Source organism: Pseudoalteromonas sp. Hal040 (assembly GCF_037162425.1).
Classification (GTDB): Bacteria; Pseudomonadota; Gammaproteobacteria; order Enterobacterales; family Alteromonadaceae; genus Pseudoalteromonas; species Pseudoalteromonas gelatinilytica.
The window spans coordinates 1,579,733-1,605,551 of record NZ_JARLUU010000001.1 but is presented as its reverse complement, the minus strand read 5'-3'; the positions used below and the strand labels follow the sequence as shown (position 1 = coordinate 1,605,551).

Annotated in this window: 21 protein-coding genes and 1 pseudogene; 5 read left to right on the top strand and 17 right to left on the bottom strand. The window is 41.4% G+C overall.

All coding sequences use genetic code 11. The features are described from left to right. Positions 1 to 7 precede the first annotated feature (7 nt). Positions 8 to 1,675 carry a glutamine--tRNA ligase gene (gene glnS / locus P4S60_RS07165; RefSeq protein ID WP_337115481.1) on the bottom strand — a complete coding sequence of 556 codons (1,668 nt, stop codon included), beginning with the start codon at positions 1,673 to 1,675 and terminating at the stop codon, positions 8 to 10. Positions 1,676 to 1,903: 228 nt separating this feature from the next. On the opposite strand from glnS, the gene P4S60_RS07160 reads away from it, so the two are divergent. Continuing rightward, the gene (locus tag P4S60_RS07160; protein WP_337115480.1) at positions 1,904 to 2,974 is read left to right on the top strand and encodes a DUF3083 family protein; all 1,071 of its coding nucleotides are present in this window, start codon (positions 1,904 to 1,906) and stop codon (positions 2,972 to 2,974) included. A 41-nt stretch (positions 2,975 to 3,015) separates the two neighbouring features. On the opposite strand, the gene argA is transcribed toward P4S60_RS07160, so the two are convergent. From argA to sdhC, 9 genes are all read right to left on the bottom strand, one after another. Continuing rightward, complete coding sequence (gene argA, locus P4S60_RS07155; RefSeq protein WP_337115479.1) at positions 3,016 to 4,356, bottom strand: amino-acid N-acetyltransferase; 1,341 nt, start codon at positions 4,354 to 4,356, stop codon at positions 3,016 to 3,018. Positions 4,357 to 4,550: 194 nt separating this feature from the next. Next, positions 4,551 to 5,423: a succinate--CoA ligase subunit alpha gene (gene sucD / locus P4S60_RS07150; protein ID WP_063705515.1), complete on the bottom strand. Its 873-nt coding sequence runs from the start codon at positions 5,421 to 5,423 to the stop codon at positions 4,551 to 4,553. After that, positions 5,423 to 6,589, bottom strand: a complete 1,167-nt coding sequence (gene sucC / locus P4S60_RS07145) for an ADP-forming succinate--CoA ligase subunit beta (protein WP_337115478.1) — start codon at positions 6,587 to 6,589, stop codon at positions 5,423 to 5,425. The genes sucD and sucC overlap by 1 nt, the downstream gene beginning before the upstream one ends. Before the next feature lie 174 nt (positions 6,590 to 6,763). Continuing rightward, positions 6,764 to 8,257, bottom strand: coding sequence for a 2-oxoglutarate dehydrogenase complex dihydrolipoyllysine-residue succinyltransferase (gene odhB / locus P4S60_RS07140; protein WP_119851878.1), 1,494 nt, complete (start codon positions 8,255 to 8,257; stop codon positions 6,764 to 6,766). 3 nt (positions 8,258 to 8,260) lie between these two features. After that, the gene (locus tag P4S60_RS07135; RefSeq protein ID WP_119851879.1) at positions 8,261 to 11,080 is read right to left on the bottom strand and encodes a 2-oxoglutarate dehydrogenase E1 component; all 2,820 of its coding nucleotides are present in this window, start codon (positions 11,078 to 11,080) and stop codon (positions 8,261 to 8,263) included. Between the two features lie 84 nt (positions 11,081 to 11,164). Further along, positions 11,165 to 11,881, bottom strand: a complete 717-nt coding sequence (locus tag P4S60_RS07130) for a succinate dehydrogenase iron-sulfur subunit (protein ID WP_054551369.1) — start codon at positions 11,879 to 11,881, stop codon at positions 11,165 to 11,167. 10 nt (positions 11,882 to 11,891) lie between these two features. Then, on the bottom strand, positions 11,892 to 13,664 hold the full coding sequence (sdhA, locus tag P4S60_RS07125) for a succinate dehydrogenase flavoprotein subunit (RefSeq protein ID WP_337115477.1): 1,773 nt from the start codon (positions 13,662 to 13,664) through the stop codon (positions 11,892 to 11,894). Next, on the bottom strand, positions 13,665 to 14,012 hold the full coding sequence (sdhD, locus tag P4S60_RS07120) for a succinate dehydrogenase, hydrophobic membrane anchor protein (RefSeq protein ID WP_063705528.1): 348 nt from the start codon (positions 14,010 to 14,012) through the stop codon (positions 13,665 to 13,667). Then, on the bottom strand, positions 14,003 to 14,380 hold the full coding sequence (gene sdhC / locus P4S60_RS07115; RefSeq protein WP_082401567.1) for a succinate dehydrogenase, cytochrome b556 subunit: 378 nt from the start codon (positions 14,378 to 14,380) through the stop codon (positions 14,003 to 14,005). The genes sdhD and sdhC overlap by 10 nt, the downstream gene beginning before the upstream one ends. A gap of 409 nt (positions 14,381 to 14,789) precedes the next feature. Between sdhC and P4S60_RS07110 the strand changes: the two genes are divergently transcribed. From P4S60_RS07110 to P4S60_RS07100, 3 genes are all read left to right on the top strand, one after another. Continuing rightward, positions 14,790 to 16,076: a citrate synthase gene (locus P4S60_RS07110; RefSeq protein WP_337115476.1), complete on the top strand. Its 1,287-nt coding sequence runs from the start codon at positions 14,790 to 14,792 to the stop codon at positions 16,074 to 16,076. Positions 16,077 to 16,187: 111 nt separating this feature from the next. Continuing rightward, a complete protein-coding gene (locus P4S60_RS07105) occupies positions 16,188 to 17,402 on the top strand; it encodes an aminotransferase class V-fold PLP-dependent enzyme (protein WP_337115475.1) in 1,215 nt (404 codons plus the stop codon). A 13-nt stretch (positions 17,403 to 17,415) separates the two neighbouring features. Then, the gene (locus P4S60_RS07100) at positions 17,416 to 17,829 is read left to right on the top strand and encodes a SufE family protein (RefSeq protein WP_063705534.1); all 414 of its coding nucleotides are present in this window, start codon (positions 17,416 to 17,418) and stop codon (positions 17,827 to 17,829) included. A gap of 1 nt (position 17,830) precedes the next feature. On the opposite strand, the gene tcdA is transcribed toward P4S60_RS07100, so the two are convergent. The 7 genes and pseudogenes from tcdA to P4S60_RS07065 all read right to left on the bottom strand — a co-directional run bounded on the left by tcdA (position 17,831) and on the right by P4S60_RS07065 (position 24,901). Beyond that, a complete protein-coding gene (gene tcdA / locus P4S60_RS07095; RefSeq protein ID WP_105180460.1) occupies positions 17,831 to 18,625 on the bottom strand; it encodes a tRNA cyclic N6-threonylcarbamoyladenosine(37) synthase TcdA in 795 nt (264 codons plus the stop codon). After that, a pseudogene (locus P4S60_RS07090) lies at positions 18,626 to 19,299 on the bottom strand (TIGR01621 family pseudouridine synthase). 3 nt (positions 19,300 to 19,302) lie between these two features. Beyond that, positions 19,303 to 20,058 (bottom strand): 3-deoxy-manno-octulosonate cytidylyltransferase, encoded by a 756-nt coding sequence (gene kdsB, locus P4S60_RS07085; RefSeq protein WP_337115474.1) that lies wholly within the window; start codon positions 20,056 to 20,058, stop codon positions 19,303 to 19,305. Further along, a complete protein-coding gene (locus P4S60_RS07080; protein WP_036968654.1) occupies positions 20,046 to 20,243 on the bottom strand; it encodes a Trm112 family protein in 198 nt (65 codons plus the stop codon). The genes kdsB and P4S60_RS07080 overlap by 13 nt, the downstream gene beginning before the upstream one ends. Continuing rightward, positions 20,233 to 21,210: a tetraacyldisaccharide 4'-kinase gene (gene lpxK / locus P4S60_RS07075; RefSeq protein ID WP_337115473.1), complete on the bottom strand. Its 978-nt coding sequence runs from the start codon at positions 21,208 to 21,210 to the stop codon at positions 20,233 to 20,235. The genes P4S60_RS07080 and lpxK overlap by 11 nt, the downstream gene beginning before the upstream one ends. After that, positions 21,210 to 22,952 (bottom strand): lipid A export permease/ATP-binding protein MsbA, encoded by a 1,743-nt coding sequence (gene msbA / locus P4S60_RS07070; RefSeq protein ID WP_337115472.1) that lies wholly within the window; start codon positions 22,950 to 22,952, stop codon positions 21,210 to 21,212. The genes lpxK and msbA overlap by 1 nt, the downstream gene beginning before the upstream one ends. Positions 22,953 to 23,011: 59 nt before the next feature. After that, a complete protein-coding gene (locus tag P4S60_RS07065; RefSeq protein ID WP_337115471.1) occupies positions 23,012 to 24,901 on the bottom strand; it encodes a DNA internalization-related competence protein ComEC/Rec2 in 1,890 nt (629 codons plus the stop codon). A gap of 360 nt (positions 24,902 to 25,261) precedes the next feature. Here P4S60_RS07065 and P4S60_RS07060 point away from each other — a divergent pair, with 360 nt between their 5' ends. Further along, positions 25,262 to 25,771 carry a DUF2062 domain-containing protein gene (locus P4S60_RS07060; protein WP_063706174.1) on the top strand — a complete coding sequence of 170 codons (510 nt, stop codon included), beginning with the start codon at positions 25,262 to 25,264 and terminating at the stop codon, positions 25,769 to 25,771. Positions 25,772 to 25,819 lie beyond the last annotated feature (48 nt).

The following is a 25,819-nucleotide window of genomic DNA, read 5'->3' as shown; positions in this document are numbered from 1 at the left end:
TTAGCTATTAGCCTTTTTGTTCAATCTTCGCCCATGAATCACGAAGACCCACAGTTTGATTGAATACTAATGAGTCGGCTTTGTTATCACGACAGAAGTAACCCATACGTTCAAACTGGAAGCCCTGCTCTGCTTGTGCATTAACAAGTGACGGTTCAAGTTTCGCGTTAGCAAGAACCACAAGTGATTCAGGGTTTAACGTTGCATTGAAGTCTTCAGCAGCAGCTGGGTTTGGTACGTTGAATAAGCGGTCGTATAAACGAACTTCTGCAGTAATTGACTCACTCGCTGAAACCCAGTGAATAACACCTTTAACTTTACGACCATCGCTCGGGTTTTTACCCAGTGTTTCTGGATCATATGAGCAGAAAATAGTCGTGATTTCGCCGTTTTCGTCTTTTTCAACACGCTCAGCTTTAATTACATAAGCACCACGTAAACGTACTTCTTTATCAAGCACTAAACGTTTGAACTTGTTGTTTGCCTCTTCACGGAAATCTTCACGCTCGATATACAGTTCACGAGTGAAAGGCACATCACGGCGACCCATTTCTTCTTTATTCGGGTGGTTTGCTACAGATAAAGTTTCTACTTTATCTGCATCATAGTTTTCGATAACAATCTTCACCGGATCAAGAACAGCCATTGCACGCGGTGCATGCTCATTAAGATCTTCACGGATACACGCTTCAAGCATACCCATTTCAACCATGTTTTCTTGCTTGGTGATACCGATGCGAGAACAGAATTCACGTACTGATGCAGGTGTATAACCGCGACGACGCAAACCAGCAATCGTTGGCATACGCGGATCGTCCCAGCCTTCAACATGACCATTAACCACTAAGTCGTTTAATTTACGCTTTGACATAATCGTGTATTCAAGGTTTAAACGTGAAAACTCGATTTGTTGAGGATGACATTCAAGGCTGATGTTATCTAATACCCAATCGTATAAACGACGGTTATCTTGGAACTCAAGAGTACATAATGAATGTGTGATACCTTCTAACGCATCAGAGATACAGTGCGTGAAGTCATACATTGGGTAGATGCACCACTTGTCACCCGTTTGGTGATGATGTGCAAAACGTACACGGTATAAAATCGGGTCACGTAAAACGATAAACGAGCTAGCCATATCGATTTTTGCACGCAGTACACACTCGCCTTCTTTGAATTCACCATTACGCATTTTTTCAAAAAGCGCTAAGTTTTCTTCAATCGGTGTATCACGGTAAGGGCTGTTTTTACCTGGCTCTTTTAATGTTCCACGGTATTCACGTGCTTGCTCTGGTGACAAGAAACACACATACGCAAGGCGTTTTTCGATTAGCTCAACAGCATAGCCGTATAACGCATCGAAATAGTTAGATGAATATTTGATTTCACCATCCCACTGGAAACCTAACCACTGCACATCTTCTTTAATTGAGTTTACGTAATTGATGTCTTCTTTTTCTGGGTTAGTATCATCAAAACGTAAATTACAAAGACCTTGATAATCTTTGGCAATACCAAAGTTTAAGCAAATCGACTTTGCATGACCAATGTGTAAGAAACCGTTTGGTTCTGGTGGAAAACGCGTGTGCGTAGTCGCATGCTTACCGCTTGCGAGATCTTCATCAATACGCGTTCTAATAAAGTTACTTGGGCGATTCTCAATTTCCGCCATAGGAGCATAATCCTCTGAATATTGCATGGTGACAAAACTACTGCATTATTACAAAAACAAACCCTAACATACAGTAGTTGAACCATGTTTATTGAAGATAATAAGTCGATTCTTGAATACATAGTTCACAGACTCGACAAAATCGGTAAAAAAATTGTTCTAACGCAATAAAATGATCATTGACTAGCGATATAGTGCCGTCAGTTTCATTACCAATAAGGAAAAAAGATGGCTTCGCTCAATCAACACCGAGTCTATATTCCAAGCTCAGCACGTGCAAACCAGTATGTGTTAGTTGAATTTAAACCTACTGATGAGTTTTTTGCCCAGTTTACTAATGTGAGCTGCGCTTATAAGCGTCTTGCAAGGGAATTATTTGCGCTATGTGATGAGTATGAATTGCATAACGTACATTTAATCGCAAACGATAAACTACCTGTGGTTCGTTACCATGATGAAGCATACAGTTTAGAAACCGCTAAGCAGATTTTATTTTTCTACAATCCGCAATACCATGAAGCACATAACGTTTTTGCCGATGGTGAAGTTAGATGCAAAAAAATACGTTTATTATTCTTAGCAACCGGTGAAGATATTCGTGCACATGCAGCAAGTTTTCATCATAATGTGCAAAGAGTGATTAACTCATTACAAGAAAAACTATTAAGCGGCCAACCACCGCTTAAAATTCGCGATCATCAACATCTAACTTATGATTTATTTGCCAAAGCAAAAGGTCACAAAGAAAGCTATGGCTATAAATTACGTAGCTTATACCCACGCTATCAGTCTCGCCAATGTCATTTACCAACAGAGCACAGCGAAATGACCTATGCAGGTTTTTCAATTCCTGTTACACGTGCCATTAAAACGCAATTTCAACATATGTTGAATGAAGAAAATTACACGCAGTTTTATCAATACATCTTTGATGCATTCAAACGTGCATGTGATAAACGCGCTTTAACCCTAGGCGCATTCATCGCAAATGGTACACGCCCGATTGTGCGTAATAGCAATATTGATAACGCACAAAGTAATAGTGAACTGCAAAAACTAACCTTTGATTGCAGTACTGAACAAGTACAGTTACAACAGTATTGGGATGCAAATCAACTTGTTGATGCGCTACATTTTGTGATTGCAGCAGCAGATAAAGACAAGCATGACATTGGTTATGGCAAGTTTATGAATCAAGTACAAAGTGCCATAAATGAAGTAACCGATGAACTGGCGTTTAATCCGACTCGCCAAGATTTACGTGTGCGTTTTTATCAGCACATAAATTATCAATATTAATGAATAACAATGAGGGGTGACGCGCTTGCGTCACCTTTTAATTAACGGTTTTTACTTAACTTAGTAAGGTCTAATCGCAATACCTTAGAACGTCGCTCATAGTTATAAAGCGCTTTTTTCTTAGCTGGCAACTCATCGACTGTTACCAATTCAAAACTCTGCTCTAAAAACCAGTGGATGCTGCGTGTTGTTAAGGCAAATAAATGCGAATAACCTGCACGTTTAGCCTTGTTAATAATAAACCTCAGTAGATAACTGCCGCGGTCGGCATCTCGGTACTGAGGGTGAACAGCCAAACTTGCAAATTCCCCTACTTGTTCATCTGCAAACGGATACAAAGCTGCACAAGCAATGATAAGGCCATCACGCTCAATTACTGTAAATTGCTCAATTTCGATTTCAAGTTGCTCACGCGAACGACGCACTAAATAGCCCTGCTCTTCAAGTGGCCTGATAAGGTTAATAATCCCCGTGATATCAGAGATACTTGCACTTCGTAATTGCTCAGAGCTTTGCGGCGCGATTTGCGTACCGATCCCATCTAAAGAGAACAACTCTTGAAGTAATGCGCCGTCTTCTTTGTAACTAACTAAGTGACAGCGATGTACACCACCACGACACGCATCAATCGCTGCTTGTAAGAACACGGTTGCACTTAAACATGAATCTGGTTGATTGCGATAATTCGCTAATACATGCTCTGCTTCATTGGGCATAAGCTCAGCGATTGCTTCGCCATTTTCATCCAAAATACCGGCCTCTTGACAAAAGCCTAGCATCTTATCGGCACGCAGTTTTAACGCTACTTGTGTGGCAATTTCTTCTGCTGTTAAGTTAAAGCTTTCACCTGTCACTGATGCTGCAATCGGACCGAGTAACACGATACCGTTGTTATTTAGCTGATGGCGAATGCCTGCAACGTCAATGCGTCTCACTCTTCCTGAGTGATGGTAATCGACACCTTCATCAACACCTAAGGGTTGGGCAATAACAAAATTACCGCTGACAACATTTAAGAAAGAACCCGACATTGGTGTACTACTCAAAGATGTCGATAAGCGTGCTGTGATGTCAAATTGCATTGCACCGGCGACTTTTTTTATTACATCAAACGTTTCGTTATCGGTCACACGTATCTCATTGTGAAACTGACTAGTTATGCCAACTTGCTCAAGCGCGGCATTAAACTGTGGGCGAGCACCAAACACTAAAACAATCTTAATACCAAGACTCGTTAAAAGCGCAATATCATTGATGATACTGCGACAACCAGACTGGTCAATCGCCTCACCACCAAGCATGACAACGAATGTTTTGCCTCTGTGAGCATTTACATAAGGGGTTGACTGGCGAAATCCATCTACCAATTCTGTGGTACGCACGTAATATTTACCTTATTAAAGTCGAATGTTTTAATAAAAACAACTATACAAGCCACAAGTGTAGAGAATTTATATTCACAAATAAAGCATTATTATTCTTAATTTGTAGGCGGAATTTTCGTGCGGGTTATAAGAAAGTGATAGATACAAAAAAGGCCCGCATAAGCGAGCCTTTTTTAAGAGTTCAGAACTGATTACCAGCCTGTTTTCTCTTTAAGTGCAGCACCGATATCAGCTAGTGAACGTACAGTTTTTACGCCAGCAGCTTCTAATGCAGCAAATTTCTCATCAGCAGTACCTTTACCGCCTGCGATGATTGCACCTGCGTGACCCATACGCTTACCTGGAGGTGCAGTAACACCCGCAATGTAAGAAACAACAGGTTTAGTCACGTTGTGCTTGATGTATTCTGCAGCTTCTTCTTCTGCAGTACCACCGATTTCACCGATCATAACGATAGCTTCAGTTTGCTCGTCTTTTTCGAACATTTCTAAAACGTCGATGAAGTTAGTACCAGGGATTGGGTCACCACCGATACCAACACATGTTGATTGGCCGAAACCAGCGTCAGTAGTTTGCTTAACCGCTTCGTAAGTTAAAGTACCAGAACGTGATACGATACCTACTTTACCAGGCTTGTGGATGTGACCAGGCATGATACCGATCTTAGTTTCACCCGGAGTGATAACACCTGGGCAGTTAGGACCGATCATACGAACACCAGTTTCTTCAAGCTTAACTTTAACGTCAACCATGTCTAGTGTTGGGATACCTTCAGTGATACAAACGATTAGCTCGATGCCAGCATCGATAGCTTCTAAGATTGCATCTTTACAGAAAGGTGCTGGTACGTAGATAACTGATGCAGTTGCGCCAGTTGCTTCAACAGCGTCACGTACTGTGTTGAATACTGGAAGACCAAGGTGCGTTTGACCGCCTTTACCTGGGCTTACACCACCAACCATTTGTGTACCGTACTCAAGCGCTTGCTCAGAGTGGAAAGTACCTTGACCACCTGTGAAACCTTGACAGATAACCTTTGTATCTTTATTGATTAATACAGACATTATTTGCCCTCCGCAGCAGCAACAACTTTCTCAGCTGCGTCTGTTAGTGATTCAGCAGCGATGATGTTAAGGTCAGACTTAGCAAGTACTTCACGACCTAGTTCAGCGTTAGTACCTTCTAAACGTACTACTACAGGAACGTTTACGCCTACTTCTTTAACTGCGCCAATGATACCTTCAGCGATCATGTCACAACGTACGATACCACCAAAGATGTTAACTAAAACTGCTTTAACGTTGTCGTCAGATAAGATGATCTTGAATGCTTCAGATACACGCTCTTTAGTAGCACCACCACCAACATCTAGGAAGTTAGCTGGCTTACCACCGTGTAGGTTTACGATGTCCATTGTACCCATCGCTAGGCCTGCACCGTTAACCATACAACCAACATTACCGTCTAGTGCAACGTAGTTAAGCTCGAAGCTTGCAGCGTGAGCTTCACGCGCGTCTTCTTGTGAAGGATCGTGCATTTCACGGATTTTAGGTTGACGGTAAAGCGCGTTACCATCTACACCGATTTTACCGTCTAGACAGTGAAGGTTACCTTCGTCTGTGATTACTAGCGGGTTGATTTCTAATAATGCGAAATCGAAATCGTTGAACATGTTTGCAAGACCCATGAAGATCTTAACGAACTGTTTCATTTGAGTAGGGTTTAAACCTAGTTTGAAACCTAATTCACGAGCTTGGTAAGCTTGAGGACCAACTAGCGGATCGATCTCAGCTTTGTGAATTAATTCTGGAGTTTCTTCTGCAACTTGCTCGATTTCAACACCACCTTCAGTAGATGCCATGAAAACAACTTTACGAGAAGCACGATCTACTACAGCGCCAAGGTATAATTCGTTAGCGATGTCAGTGCAGCTTTCAACAAGGATTTTAGCTACTGGCTGACCATTTTCGTCTGTTTGGTAAGTAACTAAGTTTTTACCTAACCAGTTCGCGACGAACTCTTTAACTTCGTCGATTGTTTTAACTAGCTTAACACCGCCAGCTTTACCACGGCCACCTGCGTGAACCTGTGTTTTAACAACCCACATATCACCGCCGATTTTCTCAGCAGCTGCTGCAGCTTCTTCAGGTGTATCGCAAGCGAAACCTTGAGAAACTGGTAAACCATATTCGGCAAAAAGTTGTTTTGCCTGATACTCATGCAAATTCATGATGCTTTATCCAATTTTTTATACTAAAAGAGCTGAATATTTATGCAAATAGCCAGCTATCCCAAATTGCGCACTTAGTATAAATCCCAAGGCTCCACATGAAAACCCCAGTTAGACCAAAGGCGCAAAAAAAGCTGTGAACGAGGTTCACAGCTTAGTTTTTATACAACCAGATTAAACATCTAGTAGTAAACGAGTTGGATCTTCAAGTAACTCTTTAATTGTTACTAGGAAGCCTACTGATTCTTTACCATCGATTTGACGGTGATCGTAAGATAACGCTAAATACATCATTGGTAAGATTTCAACTTTACCATTTACAGCCATTGGACGATCTTGGATTTTGTGCATACCTAAGATTGAAGACTGTGGTAAGTTGATAATTGGTGTAGATAGTAATGAACCGAACACACCACCGTTAGTAATTGTGAAGTTACCACCTGTCATATCTTCGATAGATAATTTACCGTCACGACCTTTAATCGCAAGCTCACGGATACCTTTTTCGATTTCAGCAACTGAAAGTTTGTCACAATCTTTAAGAACTGGTGTCACAAGACCACGAGGTGTAGAAACCGCGATGCTGATGTCGAAGTAGTTGTGATAAACAATATCATCACCGTCAATAGACGCATTAACTTCAGGGAAACGCTTAAGTGCTTCAGTTACAGCTTTCACGTAGAAAGACATGAAACCTAAACGGATACCGTGACGCTTTTCAAATACTTCTTGGTACTGCTTACGAAGATCCATGATTGGCTTCATATTAACTTCGTTGAACGTCGTTAACATTGCAGTTGAGTTTTTCGCTTCAAGAAGACGATTAGCAATTGTTTTACGTAAACGTGTCATAGGAACACGTTTTTGCGTACGGTCACCCATAGGTGCTGCTGGCGCTGCTGCTTCAGCTTTTGGTGCTGCTGCAGGTGCTTTTAAGAATGTATCAACATCTTCTTTAGTTACACGACCGTTTTTGCCTGTACCTTTGATTTTAGATGCATCAAGACCTTTCTCAGCAATTAAACGGCGTACTGACGGTGTTAAAACGTCAGAGCTGTCGCTTGAATCGCTTGCTGGTGCTGCTTCAGCTTTAGGAGCTGCTGCTGGTGCTGCACCCGCTTTAACTGTACCAATTACTTGCTCACCAAGTACTGTTTCGCCTTCAGCGTGAATGTGCTCACCCATGATACCGTCTTCTTGAGCAACAACTTCAAGAACAACTTTATCAGTTTCGATGTCAACTAGGTTTTGATCGCGAGTTACCGCTTCACCTGGTTGAACGTGCCAAGTAGCAATTGTCGCGTCTGCGACTGATTCTGGAAGTACAGGTACTTTAATGTCCACTTCTTTACCTTCTGATGCTGGTGCTGATTGCGCCGCTGGCGCGTCTTCTGATTTAGCTGGTGCACTATCACTTGCTGGTGCAGCATCTGCATCACCAAGTAATGCAATTACTTGTTCGCCAAGTACCGTTGCACCTTCTTCTTGTGAAATTTCAGTGATCACACCGTCATTTGGTGCAACAACTTCTAAAACAACTTTATCTGTTTCGATATCTACTAAGTTTTGGTCGCGGCTTACTTTGTCGCCAACACTTACGTGCCATGTTGCAACTGTAGCATCAGCAACCGACTCAGGAAGTACAGGAACTTTAATTTCTGTGCTCATTGCTTATCCTTTCTTTTCAATAGTAAGCGCATCAGCAACGAGCGCTTGTTGTTCTTTATTATGCACTGACATGTAACCACACGCCGGTGATGCTGATGCTTTACGACCTGCGTAAGTTAATTTAGCACCCGCTGGGATTGCATCAACAAAATGATGTTGAGAACAATACCATGCACCTTGGTTTTGTGGCTCTTCTTGACACCAAACAAAATCTTTTACGTGTTGGTAACGTTGCATGATTGTATCCATTTCAGCATGTGGGAATGGATATAATTGTTCTACACGAACAATAGCAATGTTATTTAATTCAAGCTTGCGACGCTCTTGCAGTAGCTCGTAATAAACTTTACCGCTACAGAATACAACGCGTTCTACTTTGTCTGCTGCAATATCATCGATTTCGTCGATCATGTTGTGGAACACACCTTCCGATAACTCTTCAAGTGTTGATGTTGCCAGCGGATGACGAAGTAATGACTTAGGTGTCATAACAATCAATGGACGACGAAGTGGACGTACAGATTGGCGACGTAGCATTGCATAAACTTGCGCAGGTGTTGAAGGCACACAAACTTGCATATTGTGATCAGCACACAATTGTAAGAAACGCTCAAGACGTGCCGAGCTATGCTCAGGACCTTGACCTTCATAACCATGTGGAAGTAAACATGTAAGACCACATAAACGGCCCCACTTCTGCTCACCTGAACTTAAGAATTGGTCGAAAACAACTTGTGCACCGTTAGCGAAGTCACCAAACTGCGCTTCCCACATAACAAGTGAAGTCGGTTCAGCTGTTGCGTAACCGTATTCAAATGCAAGTACCGCTTCTTCTGAAAGTACAGAGTCGAATACTTCAAACGCACCTTGCTTTTCGCTGATATTTTGCAGCGGCAAGTAAGTTGAAGCGTCTTTTTGGTTATGGATTACAGCATGACGGTGGAAGAATGTACCACGGCCTGAGTCTTGACCTGTTAAACGAATATCAGTACCTGCATCAACAAGTGTTGCATAAGCAAGTGTTTCGGCCATACCCCAATCAAGCGCTTTTTCGCCTGTTGCCATTAGCTTACGGTCATCGTAGATTTTCTTAACACGAGACTGAGCTTTGTGGCTTTCTGGGTAGTTTGCGACCTTTTCACCAAGTTCTTTTAACTTTTCAACAGACACTGTTGCATCGTACTCAACATCCCAATCGTGGCCAACAAATTTTGCCCAATCAGAAGAGTGTGATGTTTCTAGCTGAATTTCTTCAACAACACAGTTGCCTTTGTCTAAGCCATTACGGTAATCATCTGCTAGTGCTTTAATTTCATCTTCAGAGAATGAACCTTCAGCAACAAGTTGATCTGCGTAAATTAAACGAGGAACTGGGTGTTTTTTGATTTTTTGGTACATAAGTGGTTGAGTCGCATTCGGCTCATCCGCTTCGTTATGACCATGACGGCGATAACATACTAAATCAATCACTACATCACGTTTAAACTGATTTCTGAAATCAAGAGCGATTTGAGTTACAAATGCAACCGCTTCTGGGTCATCAGAGTTAACGTGGAAAATTGGTGCCTGAACCATTTTCGCAATATCAGTACAGTATGGTGTAGAACGTACATCAGACTGCTTAGACGTTGTGAAACCAACTTGGTTATTAACAACGATACGGATACTACCACCACAACTAAATGCATTAGTTTGCGATAAGTTAAATGTTTCTTGTACAACACCTTGACCTGCGATTGCAGAGTCACCGTGAATAGTAATTGGTAAAGCTTTAATACCTGACTTGTCACCTAGACGGTCTAAACGCGCACGTACCGAACCCATAACTACTGGGTTAACGATTTCTAAGTGAGAAGGGTTAAATGCAAGTGCCATGTGCACGTTGCCGCCCTTAGTTGCAAAGTCAGATGAATAACCCATGTGATATTTAACATCACCTGAGCTTAATGTGTCTTTGTGTTTACCAGCGAACTCATCGAATAATTCTGATGGGTTTTTACCTAATACGTTCACTAGTACGTTCAAGCGACCGCGGTGAGCCATACCAATAACAGCTTCTTTTTGTCCGCTTTCACCTGCACGATGAATAAGTTCTTTAAGCATTGGTACTAACGCATCACCACCTTCAAGTGAGAAACGTTTTGCACCAGGGAACTTAGCCCCTAGGTATTTTTCAAGGCCATCTGCAGCTGTTAATCCTTTAAGGATACGTAGCTTTTCTTCTTTTGAGAAGGTTGGACGTGATTGCACTGATTCTAAACGTTGTTGTAACCAACGCTTTTCTTCAGTTGAAGTGATGTGCATATATTCAGCACCAACCGACCCACAATAAGTCGTTTTAAGCGCTTGATATAGCTCACCTAATGGCATGGTTTCGCGACCGACAGCAAACGAACCCACATTGAATTCACGGTCAAAATCAGCTTCAGATAATTCGTGGTACTCTAATTCAAGATCACGAACACGTTCGCGTTGCCAAATCCCTAATGGATCTAGGTTGGCATTTTGGTGACCACGGAAACGGAAAGCATTAATCAGTTGTAGCACTTTGACCTGTTTAGGATCACCAGAGCCACCCTCTGCTACCACTACTTCTCTATGCTTGTTTTTAGCAAGCTGTGCAAATTGTGAACGAACTTCTGAATGTTTAACGTCAACATCCACACCATCAACTTTTGGTAATTGTTCGAACACTTCTCGCCATTCTTCTGGCACAGAAGTCGCATCATCTAAGTACGCTTCATAAAGCTCTTCTACGTAAGCAACGTTACCGCCGTTTAAGTGAGAAGATTCTAGCCATGCCTTCATCACACCTTCGTGCATTTATAAGCCCTTTTCTTTAGCGCAGAAATTAATTGTTGTAAAAACAAGGTGGTTAATCACTTAACCACCTTACATATTCAAGCTTTAAACAGCGCGGTTTAAAAGCATTGATTTGATTTGTCCAATTGCTTTGGTCGGGTTAAGACCTTTTGGACACACGCTAACACAGTTCATGATACTGTGACAACGGAACACGCTGAACGCATCGTCAAGGTCAGCAAGACGCTCTTCAGTTGCTGTATCGCGGCTATCAGCCAAGAAACGATACGCATGAAGAAGACCCGCAGGACCGATGAACTTGTCTGGATTCCACCAGAACGAAGGACACGATGTTGAACAACATGCACATAAGATACACTCATATAAGCCATCTAACTTATCACGTTCTTCGATTGACTGAAGACGCTCACCCGCCGCTGGAGTGTCGTTGATTAGGTAAGGCTTAACTTTTTCGTATTGAGTGTAGAACTGACTCATGTCAATAACAAGGTCACGTACCACAGGTAAACCTGGTAATGGGCGAATTACGATTTTACCTTTGCCACCTTTAAGTAGCGTTGATAAAGGCGTAATACACGCTAAACCATTTTTACCATTCATGTTGATACCGTCTGAACCACACACACCTTCACGGCATGAACGACGGAATGATAATGTTGGATCTTGCTCTTTCAATTGCATAAGCGCATCCAATACCATCATATCTTGGCCTTCTTGCGTTTCTAGCGAGAAGTCTTGCATACGTGGTGCATTATCAACATCTGGATTGTAACGATAAACCGAAAATTGTACTTGTGCCATCGTCTCGCTCCTAGTATGTACGTGCTTTAGGTGGGAAAGCTTCACGCAGTTTCGGCGCGTAGTTTACATCACGTTTGCTCATTTCTTCGGTCGTAGGATCGTAGATTGAGTGACATAACCAGTTTTCGTCATCACGATCTGGGTAGTCAAAACGAGAGTGAGCACCACGGCTTTCTGTACGGAAGTTAGCAGCTACTGCTGTTGAGTAAGCTGTTTCCATCAAGTTGTCTAGCTCTAAACATTCGATACGTGCAGTGTTGAACTCAGTTGACTTGTCGTCAAGACGAGCGTACTGAAGACGTTCACGAATTTCTTTAAGCTCTTTAAGACCTGTTGCCATTGCATCACCTTCACGGAATACCGAGAAGTTAAGTTGCATACACATTTGTAAGTCTTTCTTGATTTGAACTGGGTCTTCACCTTGGCCAACTTTAGAGCTTTCCCAACGGTTAAAGCGTGCAAGTGATGCTTCAAGGTCTGATTCAGACGCATCTTTACCTGCTTCAACACCGTTTAGGTATTTGCCTAGGAAGTTACCAGCCGCACGGCCAAATACAACTAAGTCAAGTAGCGAGTTACCACCTAGGCGGTTAGCACCGTGTACAGATACACACGCAATCTCACCAACAGCGAATAAACCTTCAACTACTTTTTCTTGACCATTTGCATCAACTTGTAATGCTTGACCATTCACGTTAGTTGGAACACCACCCATCATGTAGTGACATGTTGGGATAACTGGGATTGGCTCTTTTGCCGGATCAACGTGTGCGAATGTTTTCGCAAGGTCACATACGCCTGGAAGACGTAGGTTAAGTGTTTCTTCACCTAAGTGGTCAAGCTTAAGCTTGATGTGTGGACCGTAAGGACCATCGCAACCACGACCTTCACGGATCTCAGTCATCATTGAACGAGCAACAACGTCACGAGATGCTAAGTCTTTCGCGTTTGGTGCATAACGTTCCATGAAGCGTTCGCCGTCTTTATTTAGAAGATAACCACCTTCACCACGACAACCTTCAGTTACAAGTACACCAGCGCCGGCGATACCTGTTGGGTGGAACTGCCACATTTCCATATCTTGCATTGCAACACCAGCACGTGTTGCCATACCAACGCCGTCACCTGTATTGATGTGAGCATTTGTTGTTGATGCGAAGATACGACCTGCACCACCTGTTGCTAGTACAACAGCTTTAGATTTGAAATAAACAACTTCGCCAGACTCGATGTCGATTGCTGTACAACCTACAACGTGACCGTCGCTATTCTTAACTAAATCTAGTGCATACCACTCAGAGAATACGTTTGTTTTGTTTTTAACGTTTTGCTGGTAAAGACAGTGTAATAGCGCGTGACCTGTACGGTCAGCTGCTGCTGCAGTACGTGCAGCTTGTTCACCACCAAAGTTTTTCGACTGACCGCCGAAAGGACGTTGATAAACACGGCCATTTTCAAAACGAGAAAATGGTAAACCCATGTTTTCTAATTCAGTAATAGCTTCTGGACCTGTTTTACACATATATTCGATAGCGTCTTGGTCACCGATGAAATCGGAACCTTTAACCGTATCGTACATGTGCCATTCCCAGTTATCTTCATGTGAGTTACCCAGCGCAACCGTAATACCACCCTGTGCAGACACAGTGTGAGAACGTGTAGGGAAAACTTTTGAGATAAGTGCACAGGTTTTGCCTGATTCAGTGATAGCTAGTGCAGCGCGCATACCCGCACCACCGGCACCAATCACTACAGCGTCAAATTCACGAACAGAATAATTCACTTAAACACCCCATAAAACGATTAGACCAATTGCTACGTAAGCAACAGCCATAAGGTTTAATACAAAGCCTAAAACAGCACGTAATTTCGCGTTTTTAACATAGTCCGTAAGAACTTGCCAAAGACCGATACGGGTGTGAACCATGATGCAAACTAGGGTAATTAGTGTAAACCCTTTCATTGCTAGGTTAGAGAATAGGCCTTGCCAGGCTTCAAAAGTGACTTCTGGTGTACATAAAAAATAGCCAACAATAAAAATCGCGTAAGCGCTGATGATTAATGCTGTTGTACGTAGTGATACGAAATCTTGTACACCATCACGTTTAAGAGTTGCTTGATTTAAAACCATATCCACACTCCTGCTAGAATTGCAGCTACAACACCTAAAGCTAATGCAACTTTAGCGCTGAAGTTACCTGATTCAAGTTCTTCCCAGTGACCCATGTCCATAATGATGTGACGGATACCACCGATTAAGTGATACGCCAATACAGAAATGGTGCCCCATGCTATGAATTTGGCAATGAATCCGCTGAACAGACCCTTGACGAATTCAAAACCTTCCGCAGAAGAAAGAGACTCAGACCAAGCCCAAATGACAAACGTTAAAGCAAAAAATAATGCAACACCGGTGACGCGGTGAAAAATTGATGCTTTAGCCGTTGCCGGCATAGATATAGTTGTTAGATCTAGATTTACAGGTCTTTGCTTTTTCACAGTTACTTGCCCATCTTGCCCACTAAGGAGCTCATCTACTTGTTTTTCTAAAACCCATCAAAATGAATTTCGATGGAACTATCTAAGTAAACCGTGTTGATACACAAAAAGTTCACACTTATGCAAAACTCAAATGTAAAAATAAAGTTTACCTACAGACAATACGGTATAAAACCTTGGATAGTATATATAGCCCAAGGTCTTTTTACAATTCTTGTTTAGTAAGAGACGTTTGCGAATTAGCCAATGGTATAATATTTAATCCTGCTAGAATATTTATTATCCATTTGTGCATAATGTTTATAAAAATTGACTTTACACCCCTCTTTCACGTTAAAATGAAAAGAATGTGCTTAAACAGATTCAGAACATAACAATCAGAGTTGTTATCTTAATAGGAGATAAATAGATGGCGGATAAGAAAGCCACGGTCCATATTGATGGTCTTGATCCAATCGAACTTCCAATTTACCAAGGCACTGCTGGCCAAGACGTAATCGACGTACGTACGTTAGGTTCTCATGGCTATTTCACTTATGACCCAGGTTTCATGTCGACCGGTTCTTGTGAATCTTCAATCACTTACATCGATGGCGGCAAAGGTGTTTTATTACACCGTGGTTACCCAATCGAGCAATTAGCTGATGATTCAAACTACATCGAGCTTTGCTACTTACTATTAAACGGCGAATTACCGACTAAAGAACAATACGATGCGTTTGCACAAGAAATCACGCACAACACAATGCTTGATACTAAAATCGCAAACTTCTTCCAAGGTTTCCGCTTTGACGCTCACCCAATGGCAATGCTATGTGGTGTTGTAGGTGCTCTTTCTTCTTTCTACCACGAAGATTTAGACATCACTGATGCTACACAACGTAAAACAAGCGCAATCAAGCTAGTTGCTAAATTACCAACTATCGTCGCGATGGCTTACAAATACAACGTTGGTCAACCATTCGTATACCCACGTAACGATTTAAGCTTTGCTGAAAACTTCTTACACATGATGTTCTCAGTACCTGCTGAAGAATACAAAGTAAGCCCTGTTCTTGCTAAAGCAATGGACAAAATCTTCATGCTTCACGCTGACCACGAGCAAAACGCATCAACGTCAACAGTACGTTTAGCAGGTTCTTCAGGTGCTAACCCTTACGCGTGTATCGCGACGGGTATCGCATCTCTATGGGGTCCTGCACACGGTGGTGCTAACGAAGCATGTCTTAACATGTTAGAAGAAATCGGTTCTGTTGACCGCATCGATGAGTACGTTGCGAAAGCGAAAGACAAGTCTGATCCTTTCCGTCTTATGGGCTTCGGTCACCGTGTATACAAAAACTTCGACCCACGTGCGACAGTAATGCGTCAAACGTGTCACGAAGTACTTGCTGAGCTAAACATTCAAGATCCACTTCTTGATATCGCAATGAAGCTTGAGCAAATTGCACTTGAAGACCCATACTTCGTAGAGAAGAAACTTTACCCTAACGTAGATTTCTACTCAGGTATCATCTTAAAAGCAATCGGTATTCCAACAAGCATGTTCACTGTAATCTTTGCAATGTCACGTACTGTTGGTTGGATCTCTCACTGGGATGAGATGCTTTCTCAACCTGGTCACAAGATCAGCCGTCCTCGTCAGTTATACACTGGTGAAACTTCACGCGATTACGTTCCAGCTGACAAACGCTAGACTGTATTTATGTTTAAAAAAGGCCGCTATGCGGCCTTTTTTGTTGCCCTGCACTTGTCTATTTGTGCAAAGTAATTAAAATCGTCGCATTCTCGCTGTTAAGGGCCTTCCATGTTCGACATTGCTAAAATACGTGCTGACTTTCCACTGCTGAATGAAACGGTTAATGAGCAGCCTCTGGTATATTTAGACTCAGCGGCGACCTCTCAAAAGCCACAAGCGGTTATTGATGCCCTTGCACGCTTTTATAGCCATGAGAATGCAAATGTCCACCGTGGGCGTCATACCCTTAGTGAAAACGCGACACGCAACTATGAACATACCCGAACGCTACTTGCTGATTATTTTTCTGTAAAAAGTAATGAGATAGTGTGGACCAAAGGCGCAACTGAATCGATTAATTTAATCGCAAATGGTCTGGCTTCTAGGCTTAATCCTGGCGATAAGATTGCCCTATCAGCTATTGAGCATCACGCCAACATTGTTCCTTGGCAACAACTCGCTCAGCGTACCGGTGCACAAGTCATTATTTTGCCGGTAGAAAATGATTTAAGTATTAATAGCGAACACTGTAGTGAATTTATCACACAACAAAAGCCTAAAATTGTCGCCATTACCCATGCATCAAATACTTTAGGTAATATTACTGACTTAGCGCCTATCATTAGCGCATGTAAAGCCATTAATGCTATTTCGGTTGTAGATGGTGCGCAGGCGGCGATGCATTTGCGCCCTCATTTACCAGAAATGTCGTGTGACTTTTACGTGTTTTCTGCCCATAAAATGCTCGGCCCAACAGGTTTAGGTGGCTTATATGGACGTTATGAGCTGTTAAATTCGCTCGATGTTTATCAAACCGGTGGCGAAATGATAGAAACAGTTTCCTTAACTCAGAGCACTTTTCGTGATGCACCGGGCAAATTTGAAGCAGGAACACCTAATATTGCGGGTGTCATTGCCTTTGCAGAGGCAATTAATTATTTAACGTCTTTAGATTTTCAGCAAATGCGTCAACATGAGCATACAGTTTTCTCTTATGCGATAAACCAGTTAGCAGCTATTGATGGTATTAATATCTATTCAAACCAAACAGATAACATCGGTAACATTAGTTTTAATTATCGCGATGAGCACCCGTTTGATTTAGCCACCCTACTTGATGGTTTTGGTGTTGCGGTACGTAGTGGCCACCATTGTACGCAACCTATAATGAGCCATTTAGGTATACCTGGGACTGTACGCGCAAGTTTTGCGTTATACAACAATAAAGCTGATGTCGACGCATTTATCAGTGCCATTAAAAGTAGTATTGAGTTATTAGATTAATTTTGGATAAGATATGAATTCAACGTTTAAAGCCGTAACTAAAGACATTGAAATAGCGGCAGGTTGGCAACAAAAATACCGCCAAATTATGCTACTGGGTAAACAATTACCAGCAATGCCTGATGCATTAAAGGTCGATGATGCGCTTGTAAAAGGCTGCGAGAGTAAAGTGTGGCTTTATATTGAGTTTGACCACTCGGAAAATAGCCTTGTTTTAGCTGGCGATTCAGATACGCGTATCGTCAAAGGGTTACTGGCTTTGATTTTAGCCTTATACAATGGTCTAACACCGGAGCAAGCAGCGCAAATAAATGCCTATGATGAATTTGAACGACTTGGTCTAATTAACCATTTAAGCCCTTCTCGCGGCAATGGCATCAAAGCCATGGTCGATAAAATTCAAACCATGGCTGAACAAAAGCGCTAAGTTAAGCACTGCGCTGTTTTTTATCTAGGTATTTTCTAATCGCTTTGGCTGCAACAAAAAAGCCAAAGCTGCCTGTCACCATGGTTGCAGAGCCAAAACCATTATTACAGTCCATATTCATTGAACCATCTGCACCTTGTTTTGCTTGGCAAACCTCACCTTCTGAGGTTGGATATACAAGCTGCTCAGTTGAATAAACACAATCAACGTTAAATTTTCGCTTTGGATTGCTACTAAAGTTGTACTGTTTTCGCAAAATATAACGTACTTTTGCAAGTAATGGGTCATGTGTTGTCTTTGCAACATCACCAAAACTGATTTGACTAGGGTCAGTTTGCCCGCCTGCGCCACCTGTTGTTATGACAGGTAGTTTTATACGTTTACAATGTGCGATTAGCGCTGCTTTTTCTTTTACAGCATCGATACAATCAATTACATAGTCAAAGCCTTGAATATGTTCACGAATGTTATCAAGGGTAATAAAATCATCAATAACATTAATTTTGATATCTGGGTTTATCAACTCACAACGTGTTTTCATGGCTTCAACTTTTGCTTCACCAACAGTGCCCGTTAAAGCATGAATTTGACGATTTACATTGGTTGCACAAATATCATCAAGATCAATCAGCGTTAGTTGCCCTACACCCGTTCGAGCCAAGGCTTCAGCAGCCCAACTCCCTACGCCACCAATACCAATGACACAAAAATGTGCTTGTTGTAACCAATCAAATTGTTGATGACCATATAAACGTTTAATGCCACCAAAGCGGATATCTTGTGTTGTTTCTTTCATTTACCAATCCAACGTCCAAGGAGCGAACCACTCTTGGAATTCGTCTGCGTTAAAAACTTCGTTAAGATGCGAGCCAAAAGTGTAACCACATCGATATTCTTTAAGCTGCCCTTTATAGCTAAATTGTAGTGCATAGGCATGCAAATTAGTGCGTTCGTCTTTACTTCCTGCATAAGTGGAATCACCAAGAATTGGGGCGCCTAAGCTTTTCATCGCCACTCTAAGCTGATGTGTCTTACCTGAATAAGGTTTTAACAAATAAGTACGAAGCCCTGGGCGAATACTTGTGGAATAAAAACGAGTAATCGCTGGGTTTGTTTGCGTCTTTAAAAGCTTAAATGCACCACGACGACTTTTTTGCATATCCCCTTTTATCCAACCTTGTTTTTTTTCGGTTTGGCATCACTGACGGCTAGATAAAACTTATTTATTTTATGATCAGAAAATAGCGTGGTGAATTCGGCTGCGGCTTCTTTGTTACGAGCTAATATAATTAAACCTGATGTCACTTTATCTAGCCTATGAACCGGATAGAGCTTCTCGTTTACGAGCTTTTCAGCAAGTACGACAAAACCAGCACACTGTTCACTATGAAAGCTTACACCTGCTGGTTTATAAAAAACAAAAAAGTCATCCTCACTAGCATGAAGATGAACATTGTTTACATCGTACATGCGCTATTTGCCAAGTACAGCAATGACTCGCGCTAAATCTTCAGGTGTATCAACACCCGCCTGTGGCGCGCACACTGCTTTTGCGATTTTGATCTTATGACCATGATAAAGGACACGAAGCTGTTCTAAAGACTCAAGTACTTCTAAACGAGACTCAGGTAACTCGATGTAGTCCTTTATAAAACCTGCTCTATACGCATAAATACCAATATGGCGTGCAAAATCAGCAAGATTTAATTTTGCTTTATCGTCATTCATCATCGCATCACGATGATAAGGGATTGGCGCACGTGAAAAATACAACGCATTGTTATCTGCATCGTTAATAACTTTGACACAATTAGGATTAAAGATATCGTCAATCTCATCAATGCTTGTACTCAAAGTCGCCATTGGCGCATCTGAATCAGCAAGTAGCGTGGCAACTTGAGAAACATTTTCACTCGCCAATAAAGGCTCATCGCCTTGCACATTCACGACAATGATGTCACTTTCAAGCTTTAATTGCTCAACAACTTCAGCTAAACGCTCTGTACCAGATTGATGATCTTCACGCGTCATAAGCACGTTATCAGTAAACAGTTTTACTGCATCAAACACAGCTTGATGATCAGTGGCAACGTAAACTTGTGATGCACCTGAGGCAACGGCTTTTTCATAAACATGTTGGATCATGGGTTTACCACAGATATCAGCCAGTGGTTTACCCGGCAAACGTGTTGATGCGTAGCGTGCAGGAATAACGACTACGAATTCCACTTATCAACCTCTTCTTGGCTTAATTCACGGGCTTCATTTTCTAATAGCACCGGGATATCGTCTTTGATTGGGTACGCTAGTTTTGCAGCTGTGCTGATAAGTTCTTGATTTTCTTTATCAAGACGTAGTTTACCTTTGCAAACTGGGCAAGCGATAATTTCAAGTAATTTTGTATCAAAGGCCATTGAGGATCCCTTTTTGTTTTAATAATAAATTTAGTTTTTCGATAACTGCTGCTGTCGGCTTTGCATCAACAGGTAAATAATACCAATTAGGTTTAGCAAAACTAAAGCATTTAACTGCATCTTTTTCTGTCATAAACACTGCATCGTCGGCAAAATCGTTAAAGTCATTTGCTTGGTAGGCATAATGGTCACGAAAATGATGAGTCGATAATAACTTAATGCCCTGCTGCTCAAGACTATTTTCAAAGCGTTTAGGATTACCTATAGCACTAACCGCATGACCTTTATCTTGAACTGAATTAGCAAGCTTTGAATCACTCACGGTTCGAAATGGACTCGATGCCAAATCATAGCGACTCTGTGCGTTGCCACCATTTTCAATCACTAAATCAACCGACTTTAAACGCGCTTTTGTTTCGCGAAGTGGACCTGCTGGCATTAATAGACCATTACCAAATTGTCGCTCACTATCAACAATACAGCACTCGATATCACGCGCCATTTTATAATGCTGCATGCCATCATCAGAAATGATCACATCAATATCATGCGGCTCTAATGCCTTAATACTTGCTTGTCTGTTAGGACCAACCATAACAACACAGCCTAAACGACGTTGTATCAATACAGGTTCGTCACCCGCTTGCGTTGTACTCGTTTGTTCTGTCACTAACAGTGGATACGAATCTGACTCTCCACCGTAGCCACGGCTGATCACAGCCACTTTTAAACCTTGTTGCTGCAAGCACTCAGCAAGCCAAATAACAAATGGCGTTTTACCGTTGCCACCTACACTGATATTACCAACCACAATAACAGGAACATGCGCTTTAAAAGCCTTAAGTATATTAAGCTTATAAAACAAAGCGCGAAGCGTTGAGATAAACCAAAAAAGCAAACTCAAAGGCAAGAGTAAAATGTTTAGTAAACCAGGCTTTTTATACCAGCTTTTTTCAATAACACTCACTACTGCTCACCAAACTGCATCTTACATAAGGCTGAATAGGTACCGTCTTTTTCAAGCAGTTCGTTATGTGTGCCCTTTTCGATAACCTGTCCATGATCAATGACATAAATACAATCACTGTTTTCGATAGTCGATAAACGGTGCGCAATGACTATTGAAGTTTTCTCTTTCATTAAACTTTCAAGCGCTTGCTGGATCAGTTTTTCAGATTCAGTATCAAGTGCTGAGGTGGCTTCATCAAGGATCAAGATAGGTGCATCTTTTAATATTGCACGTGCAATAGCAATACGTTGACGTTGGCCGCCTGATAACATCACGCCGTTTTCACCCACCATGGTATCTAACCCTTCTGGTAAGTCTTTAACAAACTCCCAAACATGGGCTTGCTTGGCAACGGCCATTAATTCTTCGTTCGTTAATTCACGGCTTAGGCCGTAACAAATATTATTAGCAATGGTGTCGTTAAAGAGCACGACTTGCTGTGAAACCAGTGCAAATTGCTTCCGAAGGTCCGTTAGCTTGTAATCCGCGATATTTACACCATCGAGCAAAATTTCACTTTCACCTTCAAGTTCATAGTAACGCGGCAGTAAATTCGAGATGGTCGATTTGCCTGACCCAGAGCGCCCCACTAATGCAATGCTTTCACCAGCATTGATCGTGAGCGACAAGTTTTTCAAAACAGGCTCATCTTTAGTTGGGTATTTGAAGGTCACATTATTCACTTCAATACGACCAGTCACTTTATCAATGCTGTATGTGCCTGTGTCTTTTTCAACCTCTTCATCAAGCACTAAAAAGATACTTTGCGCAGCAGAAATACCACGTTGTAAATCGCTATTTACGTTTGAAAGTTGCTTAAGTGGACGCAACAACATCATCATTGATGAAATAAGCAATACGAAGTCGCCAGAGCTAATGGTGTCAATCATAGACGGCATCGACACAACCCATAAAATCACTGCCATAGCGCTTGCTGCCAATATTTGAATAACAGAAACACTTAACGCTTTGGTGGCATCCATTTTAATGCGCTGCTGGCGATTATGATTGTTAATTGCTGAAAACTGGGCAATTTCTTGTTGCTGACCGCCAAAACCATGAATCACTTTGTGACCAGAGAGCATTTGTTCTGAGCTACGCGTTACTTGCCCCATGGCTGACTGAATTTTTTTCGAAATCATACGAAAACGTTTTGAAACAAACGCGACAATCACAGCCACCAGCGGAATAATAACTAAAAATATTAAAGAAAGTTTCCAGCTGGTATAAAACATATTGAATAGCAAAAAGACTACAAAGGCCCCTTCTCTAACCACGATTAAAAGCGCTTTCGTGATAGCTTGCTGTACTTGCTCAGTATCGAAGGTGATTTTTGAAATTAAATCACCATTTGAGTTTTTATCATGAAATGAAACAGGTAAATGTAAGATATGCTCAAACAATTGCTGACGTAAGCTTCTAACAACTTGCGAGCCAACATAACTTAAACAATACGACGACATATAGTTAAACATGCCTCGACCCAACACCAGCGCTATAACAACAAATGGCGCATAGGTTAAAACTTCAGTGTTACGGGCATTAAGACCTTCATCAATGAAGGGTTTCATTAAATTGATAAACAATGCATCCATAGCGGAATAACCAATCATGCCCACAATGGCGAAAAACGCGATTAACTTATAATCACCCACATAACTGATTAATCGCTTATAGATTTGGGATGTAGTTTGATCCATAACACTCTCTTATTCATAGACTTCGACTATTGTAGCCTCATGGGGTTAAAAACAAAACGTCAATCTTGTTCGAACCAATAACTTTCCTGCTCGCGGGCAAATTCTAAACGATAACTATCACGATAAAATAGAATACGAATGTGCCCCTGCTCGGCGGTAGAGAATTGAGGTATATGGCGTTGCTGATAGCGTTTTACAACCTCTGGGTGCGGAAAATGCCATTGACCTTGATAAGCCGATGAATGAATCACCATTTCTGGGTTTACAGCATCAATAAAACGAACACTCGATGATGTATTACTACCATGGTGAGGACTCAATAAAACAGTCGCGTGCAGGTCAACGCCCTTTTCAATCAGGGTTGCTTCTGCCAAAGCGGAGATATCACCTGTGAACAACACTGAATAATTTGTAGAACTAATTTTTAGTAAGCATGATTGGTCATTTCGATTATCACCATTCACATCAGCATGAAAGCTATTTATGTTTAGCCCTTCAAATGTCAAACGTTTACTATCACAAGGTTTTCTTAGCCCCTCAGGATGAAAGGTTGAGAATGTATCGCGGTACCCAGCACGGTACCAAGAACTTAAACCACCCGCATGATCATTATCTAAATGACTTATTAGTGTCGCCGAAACCGTTAATGCGTGTTTATTAATATTCCTAACTAACACCCTATTGATGTAATCATAGCGAGAAAAGTGCCTTGGCCCTAAATCATAAATTAGGGCATGCTCATGTGCACTTATCATCACCATAAGGCCATGGCCTACATCAAAGACATCCACTTGGAATTGAACCTGTGGCTGTAGCTTGCAATCAATGAAATAGATAAGAAGTGGAAGTACTGATAAGTACTTCTTTGGGCTAAACAGTAATATGAGTAAACTAAGATAACTAATGGTCAATAGTGAGGAATTAACCTCGGAGAAAGAAAACCAACGCCAATGCTTTGGAATACTAAGTAGTAATTGATAGCCAAAACTCAGAACACTATCGACTAGAGACAGTACACTTACCACATCGATAAAACTTGAAATCAGACTATAAAATATCAACAAAGGGAGTAACACCAAGCCAACAAGTGGCACGGCGATTAAATTGACTATAAGACCAATTACACTGGTACCGTCAAAATAAAATAATGACAATGGCAATAAGCCAAAGAACAAGGCCAACTGAACATACATAAGCTGGCTGATACGCTTTATCAAACCGAGTTTTATATCTAACGTCTGCTTCGTTAATAAGAAAATAATTGTCACCGCAGTAAAACTAAAATAAAGCCCCGGGTTTAAAAGCGCAAATGGGTCAATCAGCAGCACAAGTGTCAAAGCATACAGAATAGAGCGCCAGCGCGACGGGTTTTTACCTAACTGATATATGATCAAATAGCAGCCGAGCATAACAAGGGCACGCGTTGCTGAGACAATAAAGTCGCTCAAGTAAACATAAATAAGTGCACAGCTAAAGCCAAATAAAACAAAAACGTTGTTCAACTGAAATGCTTGATTTATTTGTAGCTTACTTATTTTTACCAGCCATTTGCTCGTATAGAAACCAATTGCGTAGATAAGTCCGATATGAAGTCCAGAAATCGCGAGCAAATGCGTTAGGCCTAACTCTCTTAATTGTGTGTTATCGTCATAGGAAATTTTGCTTCTATCACCTGTAAGTAAAGCATAGTAAAGCCATTGCAAATGTGTATTCTCAGTGATGCTGGAAATGTACTGCCGATACCGTACTCGAATATTATTTCCCTGTTGGTGACCATAAGAGCTAACTTCACCGACACTTCGACCTTTGTAAAATATCCGTTCTTTAAGCGCATTTCTTTCACTATCAAAACTGTCGAAATTTTTTATAGAACGATAACGCTTGAGTTTTACTTTGCCTTCTATTAACTCACCAGAGAGAAGTGGTTTATCTGATGTAATACTGAGCATGGCAAGTGGTGCAGGACGAATTATTCTTTCACAGGATTCTATATTTATTAATCGCGCTTTGATGTAAAAAGGACTCTTCGCACTAACGCTTTCAATTACCTCAAATTTGACAACTCTAGTGAGTTGGTAGTTTATTTTGCAATCACTCACGGAGTAAAAAATTAGGTAATGAAAAATCACTAAAAAAATAGCGCAAATAAACCCTGACAATAGAATCAAAAAAGGCTTAAAATAAGCACCTGCTAATAATATAGCAAAACTCATTATATAGAACGCCGCAGTGCCAAATGTATATAGGGTGATAAAACAGCCTATGACAAAACCGCTGCATAACCAAATTGATGTAAATGGTTGCTTTAAATGGCTAAAAAAACGATCCAACGGTTTTTACCTGATCATAACAAGGTAAGAGAACACAAGTATTTAAGAATTTTTGGTCGTTTATTGCATGATGCCAATTTGTGGCACTTAAATAGACGCTCTGCACGCGGTGCATTTGCGGTTGGTTTATTTTTCGCATTCATCCCTGTTCCTTTTCAAATGGTTCTTGCAGCCGCCTTGGCTATTCCATTTCGAGTGAATTTACCTATCTCTGTTGCGACAGTGTGGATCACAAACCCACTAACAATGCCTCCTATTTTCTATTGTTCATATATTGTTGGCACGATTGCCCTAGCCCAGCCACCTCAACATTTCCAATTTGAACCAAGCTGGCAATGGTTCATCGAAAGTCTGACAACTATCGGCCCTGCGTTTTTAGTTGGTTCACTTATTTGTGCAACGGCTGCAGCTATTATTGGTTATTTTGGTATCGACATGCTTTGGAAGCGCTCTGTGCGTAAAGCCTGGATACATCGCCATAAAAAATAATATTAGCAATTTATAACTTCAGTATAGACAAAAAACCCAGCTTGACGC

Coding starts and splice junctions, on each gene's coding strand:
- P4S60_RS07060 (WP_063706174.1), top strand. CDS start 25,262: ATGGCTAAAAAAACGATCCAACGGTTTTTACCTGATCATAACAAGGTA.
- P4S60_RS07135 (WP_119851879.1), bottom strand. CDS start 11,080: ATGCACGAAGGTGTGATGAAGGCATGGCTAGAATCTTCTCACTTAAAC.
- msbA (WP_337115472.1), bottom strand. CDS start 22,952: ATGGATCAAACTACATCCCAAATCTATAAGCGATTAATCAGTTATGTG.
- glnS (WP_337115481.1), bottom strand. CDS start 1,675: ATGGCGGAAATTGAGAATCGCCCAAGTAACTTTATTAGAACGCGTATT.
- P4S60_RS07130 (WP_054551369.1), bottom strand. CDS start 11,881: ATGGCACAAGTACAATTTTCGGTTTATCGTTACAATCCAGATGTTGAT.
- P4S60_RS07065 (WP_337115471.1), bottom strand. CDS start 24,901: ATGCTCAGTATTACATCAGATAAACCACTTCTCTCTGGTGAGTTAATA.
- P4S60_RS07160 (WP_337115480.1), top strand. CDS start 1,904: ATGGCTTCGCTCAATCAACACCGAGTCTATATTCCAAGCTCAGCACGT.
- P4S60_RS07110 (WP_337115476.1), top strand. CDS start 14,790: ATGGCGGATAAGAAAGCCACGGTCCATATTGATGGTCTTGATCCAATC.
- P4S60_RS07100 (WP_063705534.1), top strand. CDS start 17,416: ATGAATTCAACGTTTAAAGCCGTAACTAAAGACATTGAAATAGCGGCA.
- sucC (WP_337115478.1), bottom strand. CDS start 6,589: ATGAATTTGCATGAGTATCAGGCAAAACAACTTTTTGCCGAATATGGT.
- P4S60_RS07080 (WP_036968654.1), bottom strand. CDS start 20,243: ATGGCCTTTGATACAAAATTACTTGAAATTATCGCTTGCCCAGTTTGC.
- odhB (WP_119851878.1), bottom strand. CDS start 8,257: ATGAGCACAGAAATTAAAGTTCCTGTACTTCCTGAGTCGGTTGCTGAT.
- tcdA (WP_105180460.1), bottom strand. CDS start 18,625: ATGAAAGAAACAACACAAGATATCCGCTTTGGTGGCATTAAACGTTTA.
- sucD (WP_063705515.1), bottom strand. CDS start 5,423: ATGTCTGTATTAATCAATAAAGATACAAAGGTTATCTGTCAAGGTTTC.
- sdhD (WP_063705528.1), bottom strand. CDS start 14,012: ATGGTTTTAAATCAAGCAACTCTTAAACGTGATGGTGTACAAGATTTC.
- P4S60_RS07105 (WP_337115475.1), top strand. CDS start 16,188: ATGTTCGACATTGCTAAAATACGTGCTGACTTTCCACTGCTGAATGAA.